At 70.8% G+C, this 16,264-nt stretch carries 13 protein-coding genes and 1 pseudogene; 8 read left to right on the forward strand and 6 right to left on the reverse strand.

Going from position 1 to position 16,264, the window contains the following annotated elements; genetic code table 11:
* From JHN63_RS36150 to JHN63_RS36185, 8 genes are all read left to right on the forward strand, one after another.
* A partial coding sequence (locus JHN63_RS36150) for a cupin domain-containing protein (protein WP_200688848.1) occupies window positions 1–295 on the forward strand: 295 nt, incomplete at its 5' end.
* A gap of 11 nt (window positions 296–306) precedes the next feature.
* Window positions 307–1,338, forward strand: coding sequence for a histidinol-phosphate transaminase (locus JHN63_RS36155; protein ID WP_200688850.1), 1,032 nt, complete (start codon window positions 307–309; stop codon window positions 1,336–1,338).
* Complete coding sequence (locus JHN63_RS36160; protein WP_200688852.1) at window positions 1,335–1,829, forward strand: GNAT family N-acetyltransferase; 495 nt, start codon at window positions 1,335–1,337, stop codon at window positions 1,827–1,829. Before JHN63_RS36155 ends, JHN63_RS36160 begins: the two co-directional genes overlap by 4 nt.
* 121 nt (window positions 1,830–1,950) lie before the next feature.
* Window positions 1,951–3,345: a lysine 2,3-aminomutase gene (locus JHN63_RS36165; protein ID WP_307782063.1), complete on the forward strand. Its 1,395-nt coding sequence runs from the start codon at window positions 1,951–1,953 to the stop codon at window positions 3,343–3,345.
* A complete protein-coding gene (locus tag JHN63_RS54420; protein ID WP_200688854.1) occupies window positions 3,321–6,071 on the forward strand; it encodes a lysine 5,6-aminomutase subunit alpha TIM-barrel domain-containing protein in 2,751 nt (916 codons plus the stop codon). Before JHN63_RS36165 ends, JHN63_RS54420 begins: the two co-directional genes overlap by 25 nt.
* Window positions 6,068–6,868 (forward strand): OAM dimerization domain-containing protein, encoded by an 801-nt coding sequence (locus tag JHN63_RS36175; protein WP_200688862.1) that lies wholly within the window; start codon window positions 6,068–6,070, stop codon window positions 6,866–6,868. Before JHN63_RS54420 ends, JHN63_RS36175 begins: the two co-directional genes overlap by 4 nt.
* A complete protein-coding gene (locus JHN63_RS36180; protein ID WP_200688864.1) occupies window positions 6,865–8,400 on the forward strand; it encodes an amino acid adenylation domain-containing protein in 1,536 nt (511 codons plus the stop codon). Before JHN63_RS36175 ends, JHN63_RS36180 begins: the two co-directional genes overlap by 4 nt.
* A gap of 30 nt (window positions 8,401–8,430) precedes the next feature.
* A complete protein-coding gene (locus JHN63_RS36185; RefSeq protein WP_200688866.1) occupies window positions 8,431–9,549 on the forward strand; it encodes an LLM class flavin-dependent oxidoreductase in 1,119 nt (372 codons plus the stop codon).
* Window positions 9,550–9,643: 94 nt separating this feature from the next.
* Here the strand turns inward: JHN63_RS36185 and JHN63_RS36190 are convergent, their stop codons facing one another.
* The 6 genes and pseudogenes from JHN63_RS36190 to ltrA all read right to left on the reverse strand — a co-directional run bounded on the left by JHN63_RS36190 (window position 9,644) and on the right by ltrA (window position 15,890).
* Entirely contained in the window at window positions 9,644–9,943 is a 300-nt protein-coding gene (locus tag JHN63_RS36190; RefSeq protein WP_307782064.1) for a helix-turn-helix transcriptional regulator, read from the reverse strand.
* A gap of 217 nt (window positions 9,944–10,160) precedes the next feature.
* The gene (locus JHN63_RS36195) at window positions 10,161–11,462 is read right to left on the reverse strand and encodes an MFS transporter (protein ID WP_307782065.1); all 1,302 of its coding nucleotides are present in this window, start codon (window positions 11,460–11,462) and stop codon (window positions 10,161–10,163) included.
* A gap of 548 nt (window positions 11,463–12,010) precedes the next feature.
* Complete coding sequence (locus tag JHN63_RS36200; RefSeq protein WP_234478224.1) at window positions 12,011–12,553, reverse strand: hypothetical protein; 543 nt, start codon at window positions 12,551–12,553, stop codon at window positions 12,011–12,013.
* Between the two features lie 7 nt (window positions 12,554–12,560).
* On the reverse strand, window positions 12,561–13,757 hold the full coding sequence (locus JHN63_RS36205) for a PP2C family protein-serine/threonine phosphatase (RefSeq protein ID WP_200688869.1): 1,197 nt from the start codon (window positions 13,755–13,757) through the stop codon (window positions 12,561–12,563).
* A gap of 637 nt (window positions 13,758–14,394) precedes the next feature.
* Window positions 14,395–14,535, reverse strand: a pseudogene (locus JHN63_RS54835) (IS3 family transposase); the annotation flags it as partial.
* Window positions 14,536–14,624: 89 nt separating this feature from the next.
* A complete protein-coding gene (gene ltrA, locus JHN63_RS36210; RefSeq protein ID WP_200688871.1) occupies window positions 14,625–15,890 on the reverse strand; it encodes a group II intron reverse transcriptase/maturase in 1,266 nt (421 codons plus the stop codon).
* Window positions 15,891–16,264 lie beyond the last annotated feature (374 nt).

A 16,264-nucleotide genomic window follows, 5' to 3' on the forward strand; every position in this document is an offset into this window, starting at 1 on the left:
CCTCACCGCCGACATGTTCGGCGGCATCCCGGTCGAGCTCGCGGGCGGCTCCATCACCCACCTCGTCGGCAGGCCCGTGGCAGACCCGCACCGGCACCAGGTCGACGAGATCTACTTCCTCGTCTCGCCCAACGCCGGCGGCGCGCGCATCGAGGTCCTTGTCGACGGCGAGCGGCACGAGCTGACCTCGCCCGCCCTGCTGCGCGTCCCGGCCGGCGCCGAGCACCGCTTCCTCACCTTGGCTGCGGAGCCCGGGAGTTACTGCTTCGGCCTGCTGCTCGGCGGTGACCGGTGACCGCCCCCGCCATGCCCCGCACGCTGCTGAGGCTGCACCTGTCCGAGAGCCCCTACGGGCCGAGCCCGCATGCCCTGCGCGCCGCCCACGAGGCGATCGACGCAACCGGCGTCTACCCCGACCCCACGCGCGCCGCGCCCGCCGAGGCCATCGCCGAGTTGCTGGGCGTACGCACCGATGAGGTCGCCGTCGCCAACGGCAGCGACGAACTCGTCCTGTTGAGCGCACTGTCCCTCGGCGACCGGCAGCGCCCCGGGATCACCACCGCAGGTACCTTCCCCGGCTACCGGGTCTGCCTGGAGAACGTAGGACGCGGCTGCCGCGAGGTCCCGGCACCGGACGTCGCCGCCCTGGCCGATGCCCTCGGCACGGCGGGTATCGCGTACGTCTGCAATCCGCACAACCCCACCGGCGGCGTCCTGGACCGGGCCGCGTTCGATCTGCTCGTCGAGCGCGCCGACGCCACCGGCACCCCGCTCGTGGTGGACGAGGCCTATCTGGACTTCGCCCCGCCCGGCACCCCCCAGGTCCTGGACTATCTCGGCACCGGCGCACCGGTGTTGGCCCTGCGTACCTTCTCCAAGGCGCATGGTCTGGCCGGGCTGCGTATCGGTTACGCCGTAGGCCGTGCCGATCTGGTCGCACGCCTGCGTGCCGCCCAGGGCACCATGCCGTTCAGCGTCAACCGGGCCGCGCAGGCCGCTGCCGTCGCCGCGCTCACCGACCGCGACCACCTGGAGCGCGTACGGCGGGAGAACGCGGCGGCCCGCGAGCGGTTCCGGGCCGGCCTCGCCGCGCGTGGCCGCCACGCCCTGCCGTCCGTGACCAACTTCCTCGCCGTGCCGGTGTCCGACTCCGCCGCCGCCGAACGGCTGCTGGAACAGGACCACGGGATCCTCGTCCGCGACGCCGGCCGCTTCGGTCTCGCCGGTCACCTGCGGATCTCCGTCGGCGAAGCGCCCCAGCAGCGCCGCCTGCTGGACGCGCTCGATGCCGTCGATCCCCTCGCCGTATCCCTCAACACCCTTCAGGAGAACCAGTGATCAAGCCCATCACCCTCGACACCGACCGCCTTCAGCTGCGCGAGGTGCAGCCCGCCGAGGCCGAGGAGCTGAAGGAGGGGCGCGTCGGTGGTCTGGACTGGCTCGGCGGCATCCCCGGCGAGGGCTCGCAGGAGGCCGCGGGAATGCTCGTGCGGGCCCACGCGGCCGGGCTGCACCGCCCCGGCTGGGGCATGTACGCGCTCATCCGGCAGGAGGACGGCCTCGTCGTCGGCGGCATGGGCTTCCACGGCCCGCCGCAGGACGGGTCGGTCGAGATCGGCTTCGACCTGCACCCCGACGCCCGCGGCCGGGGCTATGCCACCGAGGCCCTGGCGGCACTCGCCCACCGGGCACTCGGTGACCCGGATGTCGACACCGTTTTCGCCACCACCACCGCCGACAACGTTCCCTCCCAAGGGGTCATGGAACGAGCCGGGTTCGACCGCCGCCCGGACCGCGACGACACGCTCGTGTACGCCCTCACCGACTGACGGGACGTCAGTCCACCACCGGTGGCGCCGCACACCCGCGGCGCCACCGCCCGGCGGCGCACGGCGCCCGCCCCGCCCCCGATCCACCCGCCGCCCGCGGCCGGGAGAAACCGAGGCACCCGTGAGTACCGCATCCCCGCCGCTCGCCCTGGAGGCGGTCGACGCACCGATCCAGCCCTACGGCTACCGGCGCCACGAGGCGATCGAGCCCGACTGGCGCCGTTTCCCCGCCTGGCGGCACGTCACGGCCGCGCAATGGCGCGACCCGCAGTGGCAGCGCGCCCACTGCGTAAAGGGAGTCCGCCAGCTGCGCGAGGTGGCCGGACCCGGGCTGGACGACACCTTCTACGCCGATCTCGCCACCGACCAGCAGCAGTTCGCGACGATGCCGATCCTGCTTACCCCGCAGGTTCTCAACACCGTCGCCCCGCTCACCGCACCCGACGCGGCCGCCTGGTACGCCGATCCCGTCCGCCGCTACATGCTGCCCGTCGCCAGCGACCGGCACCCTCGGTGGCCCAGCCATCCGCTCGCCTCCCGCGACTCCCTGCACGAGGCCGAGATGTGGGTCGTCGAGGGGCTCACCCACCGCTATCCGACGAAGGTCCTCGCCGAACTCGTCACCACCTGCCCCCAGTACTGCGGGCACTGCACCCGCATGGACCTGGTCGGCACCTCCACCCCGCAGGTCGACAAGTACCGCTTCGTACTGCGCCCCACCGACCGCCTCGACCGGATGATCGCCTATCTCAAGGCCACCCCCACGGTCCGCGACGTCGTCGTCTCCGGCGGGGACGTCGCCAACGTGCCCTGGCCGCGGCTGCGTTCGTTCGTCGACCGACTGCTCGACCTGGACAACGTGCGCGACATCCGGCTCGCCAGCAAGGGTCTGATCGGACTCCCCCAGCACTGGCTCGCCCCCGACGTCCTCGACGGCATGGCCGCGCTCACCGCCAAGGCCACCGTGCGCGGTGTCTCCCTGGCGATGCACACCCACGCCAACAACGTCCAGCAGGTCACTCCCTTGGTCGCCGAGGCGTCCCGCGCTCTGCTCGCGGCCGGCCTGCGCGACGTACGCAACCAGGGCGTCCTGCTGCACGGCGTCAACCACACGCCCGAGGCCCTGCTCGACCTGTGCTTCGCGCTCCTCGACAGCGCCCAGATCACGCCGTACTACTTCTATCTCTGCGACATCGTGCCGTCCGCCGAGCACTGGCGGCTCCCGCTCGCCGAGGCCCAGCGCCTACAGCACGCCATCATGGGCTACCTCCCCGGCTTCGCCACCCCGCGCCTGGTCTGCGACGTGCCTTATGTCGGCAAGCGCTGGGTGCACCAGGCCGAGGGCTACGACCGTGAACTCGGCATCTCCGACTGGTCGAAGAACTACCTGACCTCGGTCGAGCACGACGACCCGCAGGCACTGCGCCGCGTCCACCACTACTACGACCCGCTGCACACCCTGCCCGAGGCCGGACAGGCACACTGGGCGCAGTGGCAGCCGGGGGACAACCGGTGAACGGCGCCGCGCGAAAGCCGAGTTCGCCCCTCGGACTGCACCGGGTCGTGGAACCGGCCGGGGTGCTGCCCCAGGCCGCCGTCCGGCTCGACCCCGACGCCCCGCTGCACGAGGACGAGGTGCGCGTCGACGTCGAGCACCTCAACCTCGACGCGGCGTCCTACCGTCAGTTGTACGAGGCCCACGGCGGTGACGGGGAGGCCGTGCGCGAGGCGGTGTGCCGCATCGTGCGCGAGCGCGGCAAGATGCACAACCCGGCGACCGGCTCCGGCGGAATGCTGATCGGCACCGTGGCCGAGACCGGACCGCGTTCCCCGCTGGGCCTCAAGCCGGGCGACCGGGTGGCGAGCCTGGTCTCGCTCACCCTGACCCCGCTGACGCTCACCGACGGGCTGCGCGACTGGGACGGGCTGAGCGAGCGGGTACCGGCCCGCGGGCACGCCGTCCTCTTCGGCCGTTCGATCGCCGCCGCACTCCCCGCCGACCTGCCCGACGAGCTGTCCCTCGCGGTCCTGGACGTGTGCGGAGCACCCGCGCTGACCGCCCGCACCGTCGCCGACCACACCGCCCGCACCGGCGTCACGCCCACGGTCGCGGTGCTCGGCGCGGCCGGCAAGTCCGGCAGCCTGGCCCTCGCGGCGGCCCGCCGGGCCGGTGCCCGCCGTCTCGTGGGGGTCGTGCCGGACGCGGCCGAGGAGGCCGCGCTCAACCGCTCCCGCCTCGCCGACACGGTCGTGCGGGCCGATGCCCGCGACGCGGTCGCGCTCGTCGAGCGCCTGGCGGACTGCGGCGGCCCGGTCGACATCACCGTGGTCTGCACCGACGTCCCCGGCTGCGAACACGCGGCGATTCTCGCCACCCGGGACGGCGGCACCGTGATCTTCTTCTCGATGGCGACGTCCTTCCCCACCGCCGCGCTCGGCGCCGAGGGCCTGCGGGCCGACGTCACGATGCTCATCGGCAACGGCTACCAGCCCGGGCACGCCGAACAGGCGCTGGACCTGGTGCGCACGGACCCGGGCGTGCGGGGGCTGTTCGACCGGCGGCTGCGACACGAGGACGCCTCGGAGAGAGCCCCCGCCGCTTCTCCCACACTCACCTCCCTCGACTCCGTCACCCACCGGCCCGCCGCCCCCACCGGCAAGCTCGGGCTCGATCCTCAACTGGTGAGCCGTGCACGGGAGTTGGCGGTGCGTGCCGGGCGCCCGGTCGTGGATCTCACGCGGTCCCACACCACCGTCGCCGTCGAACGGGCCTCGCTGCGGCTGGCGGGACTCTCCGGCGCCGACGCCGAGGGCATCCCCTGGGCCAACCGGCTGGTGGACGCCGTACGCGACCAGGTCGGCCTCGAACACGGCGTCGCCCTGCCGGTGTGGCACGCGCTGCGCACCGGCGCGGGCCGTGACCTCACCGACCTCGCCGCCCGGGCCACCGCCCGGGACGTGTCCTTCCGGCTGCCCGACGGAGACGAGGCCGCCGCGGCCGTACGGACCGCCCGCCGGGCCATGGCCGGCGGACTGGCCGTCATCGACGCCCGCCGCCAGGAACGCGAACGGCTGCTGAGCCGGTGGGACGGGGCCCGCGGCCCGCTCGTCTACCTGATCGTGGCCACCGGCGACATCCACGAGGACATCCGCCAGGCGAGTGCCGCGGCCCGCGGCGGCGCCGACGTCATCGCGGTCATCCGCTCCACAGGGCAGTCGCTGCTCGACTACGTACCCCATGGCGCCACCCGCGAGGGCTACGCGGGCACCTACGCCACCCAGGAGAACTTCCGCCTGATGCGGGCCGCGCTCGACGAGGTCTCCGGCGAACTCGGCCGCTACGTCCGCCTGACCAACTACGCGTCAGGGCTGTGCATGCCGGAGATCGCCGTCCTGGCGGGTTTCGAACGCCTCGACATGATGCTCAACGACTCGATGTACGGCATCCTCTTCCGCGACATCAACCCCGTCCGCACCTTCGTCGACCAGCGGTTCTCCCGCCAACTGCACGCCCGCGCGGGCATCGTGATCAACACCGGCGAGGACAACTACCTCACCACCGCCGACGCCGTGCAGGCCGCCCACACGGTGACGGCCAGTCAGCTGCTGAACGAGTACTTCGGCAAGGAGGCCGGGCTCAAGGACGCCCAACTCGGCCTCGGCCACGCCTTCGAGATCGATCCGGACCTGCCGGACTCGTTCCGCATGGAGCTGTCCCACGCCTTGCTGGCCCGCGAACTGTTCCCCGACGCCCCTCTGAAGTGGATGCCGCCGACGAGGCACATGACGGGTGACGTCTTCCGCGGCTATCTCCTCAACGGCTTCTTCAACCTGGCCGGTGCGCTGACCCGGCAGGACATCCTGCTCGTCGGCATGATGACCGAGGCGGTCGTCACACCCTTCCTCTCCGACCGGGACCTGGCACTCCAGAACGTCCGCTATGTGCGGGAGGCCGCCGGCGCCCTGGAGGAGGACTTCCGTCCCGCCCCCGGCGGAATGATCGCCCGCCGCGCCGACCAGGTGCTGCGCGAGGCCGTCGACCTGCTGGAACGGATCTGCGACCGCGGCCTGCTGGACGCCATCGCCGAGGGCACCTTCGGCGGCATGCGCCGCCCCGTCGAGGGTGGCCGAGGCCGGGACGGAGTCGCCGAACGGGCCCCGGACTACCGCAATCCCGCCATCGAACTGCTGGACAGCACCTCGGACTCCGACTGTGAAAGCGAAGGAGCAGACCAGCCATGACCGAACCCGACCCGCCACCGTGCGCGGTCCGCCCCTACGGCGACACGACCGACGACGGCATGGTCCAGCTGTCGTTCACCCTCCCCCTGCCGCACGAGCCGCTCGCCGAGGCGACCGCGCTCCAACTGGCCCGCCAGATGGGCCTGGAGCGCCCTCTCCTGGTCCATGCCCGCCCGATCGGCACCGAATTCACCTTCTTCGTCGTCTACGGCCCCGTCGTGCACCGCGTGGCACTGGACTCGGTGGACGTCATGGAGCGGGAGTACCCGCTGCTGTCCGCCCAGGAGGTCGACGAGACCCTGCACGGGCGACTGGGCCGAGACCTGGTCGTGGTGGGTGCCTGCATCGGCACCGACGCCCACACCGTCGGAATCGACGCCATCCTCAACATCAAGGGCTTCGCGGGCCAGAAGGGCCTTGAGTACTACCACTCGATGCGCGTGGTGAACCTCGGAGCGCAGGTCGCGGTCGCCGACCTGGCGCGCCGGGCGCTGAGCGAGGGCGCCGACGCCGTCCTGGTCTCCCAGGCCGTCACCCAGCGCGACGCCCATCTCACCAATGTGCGTGAACTCGGCGCGGAACTGGACATTGTCTTCGCGGGCCGCACCCGGCCGCTGCTCGTGGTCGGCGGACCGCGCTTCGATCCGACGATGGCCGCCGAGATAGGCGCGGACCGGGTCTTCGGCCGCGGTACGACCCCCGACGACGTCGCCAGCTATCTCACCCACGCCCTCACCGCGGCCCGTGACGGCCAGGCCGCCGCGGACCCGCGGGCCCGGATCGGAGACACCGTATGACCCCGCCCCGCCGCACCGGCGACCGCCTCGACTCCCGCTTCCGGGCGGTGGCCGCCCGCGAACCCGCCCGTACGGCCGTGACGGACGCCTACGGCCCGCTCAGCTACGGCGAGTTGGCCGAGCAGGCCGCCACCGTCACCCGTGCCCTGCGCGACCAAGTGGCTCCCGGACAGCCGGTCGCACTGCGCGCGGGCCGCTCCCGGCACGCTCTGGCCGCGCTCCTGGGCATCCTCGGCGCCGGAGCGTCCTACCTGCCGGTCGACCCCGGCTACCCGGAGCAGCGACAGCGCCACCTCCTGGAGGACTCCGGCACCCAACTCGTCGTCACCGATGGGGCGTTGGCACCCGACGAGACACTGCTGGCGGAGCTGGGGCCGCTCCGGCTGGCCGCACGGCCGCCCATGCCCGGAGCCGCGGTACTCCCACCCGACACGGCCTACACCATCTACACCTCCGGCTCCACCGGCGTCCCCAAGGGGTGCGTCGTCGGGCACGCACAGGTTCTCGCCCTGCTGGACGCGGCCATACCTCTGTTCGGCAGCGGGGCCGACGACGTGTGGACCCTGTTCCACTCGTGGAGCTTCGACTTCAGCGTCTGGGAGATCTGGGGCGCCCTGCTGTACGGGGGCCGCGCGGTCGTGGTCGACCAGGAGACGGCCGCGGACCCGGACGCCTTCGCGGCCCTGCTGGCAGCCGAGCGGGTCACGGTCCTCGATCAGGTGCCCTCCGCGTTCGGCAACCTGGTCACCGAGGCGACCGCGAGCGGCCTGCGGCTGCCCGCGCTGCGCCATGTCGTCCTCGGCGGCGAGGCGTTGGTCCCCGACGACATCCGCCGCTGGTGGGCGGCCGGCGTCGCACCCGGCGCGGCGGTGACCAACATGTACGGGATCACCGAGACCACGGTGCACGTCACCCACTGCCTGCTGACTCCGGAGATACTCCGCGAGGCCGGTCCCGGACACACCCCGATCGGGCGGCCGCTGGCGCATCTGGACGTCCAACTCCGGGACGGGAACGGCCGTTTGGTGCCACCGGGAGAACGCGGCGAGCTGTGGGTGGGCGGCGCCGGTGTGAGCCACGGCTATCTCGGCCGGCCCGAACTGACCGCGGAACGCTTCCCCCAGAACCCCGAAGGCGGCGGGCGCCGCTACCGCAGCGGCGACTGGGCGGTCGCCGACGCCGAGGGCTTCCTCCACTACGTCGGCCGGATGGACGGCCAGGTGAAGCTGCGCGGCTTCCGCATCGAACTCGGCGAGGTCGAGGCCGCGTTGAGGGCGCTGCCCGGGGTGCTCGGAGCCGCCTGCCTGGTCGACGACACGGGCCGCACGCCCGGTCTCGCCGCCTTCCTTGTCGCCGACCGGGACACGCTCCCGCCCGCGCGGGTGCGCGAGCTGCTCGCCGAGCGGCTGCCCGTCCATATGCGGCCCCAGGGGTTGCACTATCTCGATCGGCTCCCGGTCACCCCGCACGGCAAGCTCGACCGGACCGCCCTCTCCGAGGCGCGAACCGGCGGCCGGGTCTCCACCCTCTGACCACCCCACCACACGAAAGCGGTGCCCTCAATGTCCATCGAATTCATCGGAATGATCGGTGCCAAGAACTCCGAGAGCGGTCCCCACGGGCCCGACGTGGACCCGGAGTTCACGCTGCGCTCGGCACGCGTGCACGAGGATGCCGGGTTCGACCGCGTGCTCATCGGCTACAGCTCCGGTTCGCCCGACGGCGCGCAGATCGCCGCCCATGTGGCGGCCCGCACCGAGCGCCTCGGTCTGCTGCTGGCCCACCGTCCGGGTGTGGTGGAGCCCACCATGGCCGCCCGGTCCTTCGCCACGCTGGACCACTTCAGCGGCGGCCGGCTCGCCGTCCATGTCATCTCCGGCGGAAACGACGCCGAACAGCGGCGCGACGGCGACTACTTGGCCAAGGACGACCGCTACGCCCGTACGGACGAGTTCCTCGACGTGCTCAAGAGCGCGTGGCAGGAGCCGGACGGGTTCAGCCACGAGGGCCGCTTCTACCGCTTCGACGACTTCCGCTCCGAGGTCCGGCCCCTGCAACGGCCGCGCGTGCCGCTGTACTTCGGAGGCTCGTCGGCCGCTGCCCTGCGGGTCGGCGGTCGGCACGCGGACGTGTTCGCGCTGTGGGGCGAGCCGCTGGCGCAGACCGCCGAGCAGATCGCCGCCGTACAGGCCGCGGCCCGGGCGGCCGGACGCGCCGAACCGCCCAGGATCAGCGTGTCGTTCCGGCCGATCCTGGGCCGGACCGAGGACGAGGCGTGGGAGCGGGCCTACGGCATTCTGGACACCATCCAGCGGCGGGGGACCGCGGGTTCCTTCTTCGACCGGAGCCGTCCGCCGCTGCCGCTCGGCCCGTCGGCCCGCCCGGAGAACACAGGGTCGCAGCGGCTACTGGCCGCTGCCGCGATGGGCGAGCGGCACGATCGCGCCCTGTGGACCGCGCCCGCCGCCGCCACCGGAGCGGCCGGCAACTCCACCGCGCTGGTGGGTACTCCGGAGACGGTGGCGCAGGCGCTGCTGGACTACGTCGACATCGGCGTGACCACGTTCCTGCTGCGCGGTTACGAACCGCTGCCGGACGCCGAGGAGTTCGGGAGGTCGCTGCTGCCGCTGGTGCGTCAGGAGGTCGAGCGGAGGGCGCGGCCGGCGCTGGTGGCCGGCTGAGACCGTGCGACCGGAGGGATTCACAGCACGAAGGCCGGGGGCGGCGACGGTGAACACCGCCTACGCCCCCGGCCTTCGGTACAGATGGAGAGACTCAGACCTGGGTGAGAGCGAAGCCGTGGACCTGGGTGGCTTGCAGGGCCAGCAGCATCAGGTGCGCCCGGTTGCTGACGCCCGCCTTGCCGCGGATACGGCGCAAATACGTATCCACCGTGTGCGGACTCAGGTTCATCCGGCGCGCGATGGCGGTGTAGGTGTGTCCTTCGGCGAGATGGCCGAGCACTTCCAGCTCGCGATCACTGAGGAGGTTCAGGGTATCGGTGGCAAACGGACTCACAGCTGTGCCTTTCATGAAGGAGGAGGACCGCGTGGCCGGGCGCTCTCGCAGGCTCACGTGGCGGGCGTTGCCTGGCGCCGGGATGTGTCGAGGAAGTGTCCGGGATCTGCTGGTGTCACGGAGCGCTCTGTGAGGACGTGGGCGGACGTCCCGGGAAAAGGGTGGGTATGAGGGCGATCATCGATCGGTGTGGTCACACTAATTGCGCGACGACAGCCGGAGAGGCACTGTCACAGGCACTCTGAGCGGCACTTCGCGACATGGTTCGTGCCGCTCACCCCTCCTGGCCCGCTGCGGGCAGGGCCCTGCGGGACAGTGGCGAGGGCAGGATCCACAGGCAGGCGGTGAGTGCCCCCGCCGCTGCGATCCACAGCGTGGCCCGTAGTCCCAGTGGTCCGGCAAGAGCACCCGCGAGCAGCGCGGCGAGTGGCCGCATGCCGAGGTTCACTCCCTGGTAGGCGCCGAACACACTGGACCGCATGGTGTCCGGAACCAGCGAGGTCAGCAGGGTGGCCGCGGTGATGTCGATCCAGATCACGCCCATCGCCGAACCGAACTGGGCGCCGACGAGCATGAGCAGGACCGCGTTTCCGGACCCGTGGGCTGCGGGGATCAGCAACAGGGGGGCGGGGGTAGCCAGGCAGCCGAGCAGAAGGGTCCGGCCCACCCCGAGACGCCGGGTGAGCCAGGTCGCGGAGACGGCCCCCACCACCGCGCCGACGGCTCCCGCGCCCAGCACCGTGCCCAGCAGCCCCGCGCCGAGGCCCAGGGTGGTGGTGGCGTACAGGACGAAGAGGGTGGTGGTGACGAAGCAGAAGAAGTTGAGCGTGGCCGTGGCGCCCAGCGCCGCCCGGATGGACCGGGAGCGGACGATGAACCGGCCTGCCGCCCGCAGACGTACGCGGTTCCGCGAGGGCGGCGCCTCCTGCGGGGCGATTCGGGCCAGGAACACCGCCGAGACCAGGTACGACAGCGCGTCCACGAGCAGAGCGATCGGCGCGGAAGCCAGCTGCACCAGAAAGCCACCGGCGCTGGGCCCGACGACCTTCGCCATGGCCCGGCTGCCGCTGCCGAGCGCGTTGCCGGCCACGTAGTCGTCCGTCGGCACCAGCGCCTTGAACAGCGGCGGATTGCACACCTCGAAAAGGACCGACAGCAGGCCGACGCCGAAGGCCACCGTGAAGAGGACGGTGAACGTCAGCGTGCCAAGGGCGTACACCAGGGGCAGACCGAGGAGCAGGGCGAAGCGGCCCAGGTCGGCGGCGATCATGACACGGCGGCGATGCCTGCGACCGTCCGCCCACAGTCCGGCCCAGGGCCCGAACAGAAGATGCGGCAGCCAGACCGCGGCACCGAGATAGCCGATCTGGGCCGCGTCGGCGTGCACGACGGTGACGGCGATGAGGGGGATGGCGAGGGCGGACACCTGGTCGCCGAGGTACGACACCGTCTGCGCCGTCCAGTAGCGGCGGAACGCGGTGTCGTACAGCAGACCGGGAATCCAGGACCCGAAGCGGGAGCGAGTGACCGGCCGGGGTACGGGCGCGGCGGTCTCCTCAGGGGCGGAGGCGTGCACGGGAGGGCCTTCCTGTGATCGTCGGGCATGACGTGCGGAAAGATGCCCGTAGACGCACGGCATGCCGGGACCGGAGAGAACCGCCAACGTGACGACGCAGGCAGCTCCGCAACACGGCATGGCGCACGGCCACGACCGTTCGATGACCCAAGTCCCCCGGCTGTCGGCGGACGACACCGGAGGTGGTCCGCGCGGAGCGCGTGACCCGGCCGGGGTTACGGTGCGGACCGCCCGTCCCACCTGCCCAGCTGAGCCCTCACGATAGCGCGACCGTCCTCGCCCGTCGCCCCCCCCACCCGCTGAACCACGCCTGCCCACACCGGACTTCGGCGGTTCCGGGACAGGCCTGTCGATCCCGCCGTGCGTCGAGAACGACGAACTCAGTGGGGACAACCGGTGCCCGGCGTCGCCGGAATCGATCGCTCCCGTCCCGTCGCGGTTGGGGCACCCGGCACACCCCTACTGGCAAGACCATCTGGGCCGAGCAGGCGCCGCCGCCGAGCATGGCCTTCTACAAGACCGCGGGCCCGGAGAGGCTGAGGCGCCGCTCAGCCGGAGTACGGGCCAGGCCAAACAGCGGAGGCGTCGTCACGGCGAGGGTCGGGCAAGCGGATCGGGCGGGTGGGGATCGTGCGGGTGTGTCCGTCCGTAACCGCGGTCCACGGGGCGGGGCTGCCCGTGTAGCACAGGGTGGTCAGGGCGAAAGTACCGTCGGCGTAGACCTCGACGTACTCGCCGACCGTGAGGATGCGCAGGGTCGAGGCGGGTTCGGTCAGGATCGTCTCGCCGAGGCGGGCGCCGCCCGGGCCGGTGATCCACAGGTTCTTGCCGTCGCAGCCGACGACGAGCGCGGGCTGCGCGTTTGGGCCACCGTGTGTGCGTAGGGTGAGATCGACCGGGCCGGTGATACCGAGGTCGCCGACCGCGTGCAGGGCGGCCTCGTCGGTTTCCTCGCCGAGCCATGGTTCCAGGCCGGGCCACCATTCCCCGGCTGTGGGCTGCGGCAGCGCGGCCAGCAGTCGGCCGAGCCGGGCGGTTCGATCCGCCCGGGAAAGCGATATCCGCCCCCTCGGATGCCGCCTCGCGGACATGAGGTGGTCAGTGCGGGCCGGTGTCGCCGTGCCATTCGCAGAACAGGACGGTCGCATCGTCCTGGAGCTGTCCGTCGTGGTAGTCCATGACGGCGTGCATGAGACGGCGCAGGGTTTCCGCGACGGGCAGGTTGTCGGCCTGGTGGCGGATGATGAAGTCGGTGAAGCGCTCCACACCGAATTCCTGCCCGTCGCTGTCACGGGCTTCGATGATGCCGTCTGTAAACATCAGGAGCCGGTCACCGGGCTCCAACTGCTCGGTGCACTGGGTGACCGGCAGATTGAAACCACTGCCCATCGGACCCGCCGGCGGGCAGTGCAGCGTACTGGCCCAGCGGCCGCCGCGAATCAGCACCGGCAGCAAATGGCCGCGGTTGACCCAGCTGAACAAGCCGGTGTTCAGCTCAAGGTCCGCGAGGATACCGGTGGCGTAGCGGCTGTGCCCGAACTGCCCGACCAGGGTGTCCTCGATGGCCCTGCTGGCGTCGGGGATGCTCGCGCCTGCGCGGCGGCGGCTGCGGCAGGTGGACATCGCCAGAGCGGCGGTCAGACCCGAGGAGGTGTCGTGGCCCATGGCATCGAACACCGCCAGGTGCAGAGTGTCCCCGGCCACCGCGTACTCGAAGGCGTCGCCGGCCACCTGGTAAGCCGGTTCCATGAACGCGCTGACGGTGACCCGGTGGTCGGAGAAGGTCTGCGGCGGCATCAGCGCCCACTGTAGTTCCGCCGGCACTCCCATCGGCCGGGTCCGCGTCAGCCGGGCGTGGGAGTCACTGTTGGCCCGCTTGGACACCAGCAGCAGTCCGGCTATCGACGCCAGCACCCGCATCACGTCCTCATCAGGCCTGCCCCCATCGCCGGGGCCGGGCTCGATGTGCAGGACACCCAGGCGCTCCGCACCGTCCAGCACCGGCACCCAGCACGCCCCACCACGCGCCGGCGCGGTGATCTCACTGACCTGGTACGCACGACCCGGCAAAGTGCCCTCGATCTGGAACTCCTCGCCGCCCGCGCCGGCATTCAAGCCCCTTCCGGTGACCTCCCGCAGCACCTCCTCCTGCAAATCCGCCACGAACAACCGCGCCCCGCCCGCACCGGCCGTCATCGCCGCGGTATCGAGAAGGCGGGACAACTCCTCGAACGGCGCCGCATGACTGGCATCCAGCAGCCCCCTCACCGCCCGCGCCAACTCCTGTGCCGTCATGCCCGCCGCCATGGCTCAGTGCCCTGGGCCCGACTCTCCCGCCAGTCCTGGCCGAAGTCGGCGAAGTGACCGTGCCTCTGCGCCGGTTTCCGCAGCCTGGCGCTGCGAACCATGCCGGGACACCGCCCGCACTCCCCAGCGACCTCGCACCACCCGCACCGCGGTGCGTACCCCGGCACCACCCGCTCCCGCGGCGTCTTCGCATCCAGCAGCATCACATTCACTGCCCTGGCATCGAGCACTTCCATCATGATCTGTCCCCACACGGGCAAGCCCAAAAAAGGCCTACGTATCGACGTAATACCACCGGGGACCACGGGACTCAGCCCGAAGGAACAACACCAGCGCGACTCCTGCACCCCGGCCCTTGAGCAGGACGCCCGGGACGGCGATCTCCACAAGCCTCCCACACACAAACCGCTCCCCCGCCGACTGCCGTGACAGACGTGAGGCACCGCGGTGGTCAGCTCCGCATGGCACCGACTGCCGGTACGCGCCTGGGAGGGCAGGCGCAGCGTCACACGACGCACAGGACGCAACGCGCTGACCTCGCACCACCGAAGCCCGCAGACCGCAGACCGCAGACCGCAGACCGCAGACCGCAGACCGCAGCGAACGATCCGCAAGCGCCGAGCCGCCGGGCGGCCCGGGCCTCGGCGCCGGCGAGCCACTTGTAGTAGCTGGAACGGTTCACGTCTAGGACCTGGCAGAGCCGCTTCACCTCGTAGGTGGCCCGGTGGTCGTCAACGAACTGGAAGCGGCTGATCACCAGTTCGTCGCCGAGTAGCCGGAGGGGATTTCACCCTCCGGCCCTCACAGAACGGAGCGTGACGATCTCTCGTCACTCCGCTCTTGTCGTCCTGATCCTCAAACCAGCACGGCACTCACGGTCGGGGTGATGCTCCAGTGCGCGAACATGCGGGGGTATCGCCGGGCGATCTCCTGCATTTTCGCCAGCGCCTTCCGCTTGGCCGCGAGCCGTTTGTACTTCTTGCGGATCCAACGCACCAGGTAGGAGTTGATGCGTGTCATGAAAGGGGTCAACTCCCAGGGCCTGAAACGGCCGTAGTAGTTGATCCAGCCCGCCACGACAGGGTTGATCCTCCGGGCGAGCTCCTGGAAGGTCAGATCGGTGCGGGTGTGCAGATGCCAGCTCCGCGCTTCCCGACCCATCTTTTTGAGCGCGTCCTTGCTGACCGCCGGGTCAAACGCCAGGAACTGGTTCCCGTGTCGACTCCGGTTCCTCCTGGCGCGGAAGGTGTATCCCAGGAACGTGAACGCCGTGTGCTCGTAGGAGCCTTGGCGATTCCCGTCCCGGCAGTACACGATCCGGGTCTTGGCCGGGTGCAGACGCAGCCCGACCTCGGCCATCCTGTCCGTGAGCGCGGCCAGTACCTGGCGGGCCTGACGCTCGGTTACGCAGTGCAGCACCGCATCATCCGCATATCGCTCGAACCAGACGGACGGGAACTCCCGGGCCATCCAGGTGTCGAACGCGTAGTGCAGGAACAGGTTCGCCATGACGGGCGACACGGGAGCCCCTTGCGGGGTTCCCCGCTCCCGTACCAGCAGAGAGCCGTAGGGCATCTGAAGCGGGGCAGCGAGCCACCGCCGCACATACCAGTTCACCCAGACGGCGTCGGTATGCGCTTCCACTGCCTTGACCAGCAGGTCCCAGGGCACGCTGTCAAAGAACTTGGCGATGTCGAACTCGACCACCCAGTCCCGTTTCCAACAGCGCTTCCGGCACTTCTCCACCGCATCCAAGGCGGACCGCCCAGGCCGGTATCCGAAGCTGTCGGGATGGAAAATTGGCTCCACCCTCAGCATGAGATGCCGGGCCACGACGGTCTGAGCCACGCGGTCGGCGACAGCAGGAATGCCGAGCATTCTTTCGCCGCCTCCCTGTAGCTTGGGAATTGCCACCGCTCGCGCCGGGGGCGGAAAGTATGAACCTGACGACATCCTGTTCCAGACCTTGTAGAGGTTGTTCCTCAGGTCCTTCTCGAAGTCGTCGATGCTCTGCCCGTCCACTCCCGGGGCTCCGTTATTCGCTCTGACTTCCTCCCAGGCTTCCTTGACTTCCCACTTCGAAATCTCAAGCGGCTTGGTCTGCGACTTCAACTGGTCCACCGAACTCCTCCCGGACACCGTCCGGTTGATGCGATCAACACAGTCACGAACGACCCGGCCCCTTCGCTCCCGTTACCTTCTAGACGGCCCCGATCGTGGGGCTCCCGGCCTTCTGGCCCGGCATGACTTTTGCCCCCTGTCGACCATGACCCGGGGGGTGGTGTCACCGGGTCGGGAGGCGCCGGTAGATCGCTAACCTCGTCGTTTCGCTTGGGTACGGCGGTTGTTGAGGCGGAAACGCGAAAGTGCCTTCCTGACCTGGGACGATGAACCTTGCTGAGGGGTTCTGTCGGTCCAGGCGGAGGGCACTTTCTACGTGCAGGGTATCGGGTTGCGTCCCAAGGTCCATGTCAGAGGGCGGTATGTGACGTGAT

This window comes from Streptomyces sp. MBT65, assembly GCF_016612545.1.
Classification (GTDB): Bacteria; Actinomycetota; Actinomycetes; order Streptomycetales; family Streptomycetaceae; genus Streptomyces.

Bases quoted from the DNA above. Each gene is read 5' to 3' on its own strand.
- JHN63_RS36200 (WP_234478224.1), bottom strand. From the start codon at position 12,553: ATGTCCGCGAGGCGGCATCCGAGGGGGCGGATATCGCTTTCCCGGGCG.
- JHN63_RS36185 (WP_200688866.1), top strand. From the start codon at position 8,431: ATGTCCATCGAATTCATCGGAATGATCGGTGCCAAGAACTCCGAGAGC.
- JHN63_RS36205 (WP_200688869.1), bottom strand. From the start codon at position 13,757: ATGACGGCACAGGAGTTGGCGCGGGCGGTGAGGGGGCTGCTGGATGCC.
- JHN63_RS36175 (WP_200688862.1), top strand. From the start codon at position 6,068: ATGACCGAACCCGACCCGCCACCGTGCGCGGTCCGCCCCTACGGCGAC.
- JHN63_RS36180 (WP_200688864.1), top strand. From the start codon at position 6,865: ATGACCCCGCCCCGCCGCACCGGCGACCGCCTCGACTCCCGCTTCCGG.
- JHN63_RS36155 (WP_200688850.1), top strand. From the start codon at position 307: ATGCCCCGCACGCTGCTGAGGCTGCACCTGTCCGAGAGCCCCTACGGG.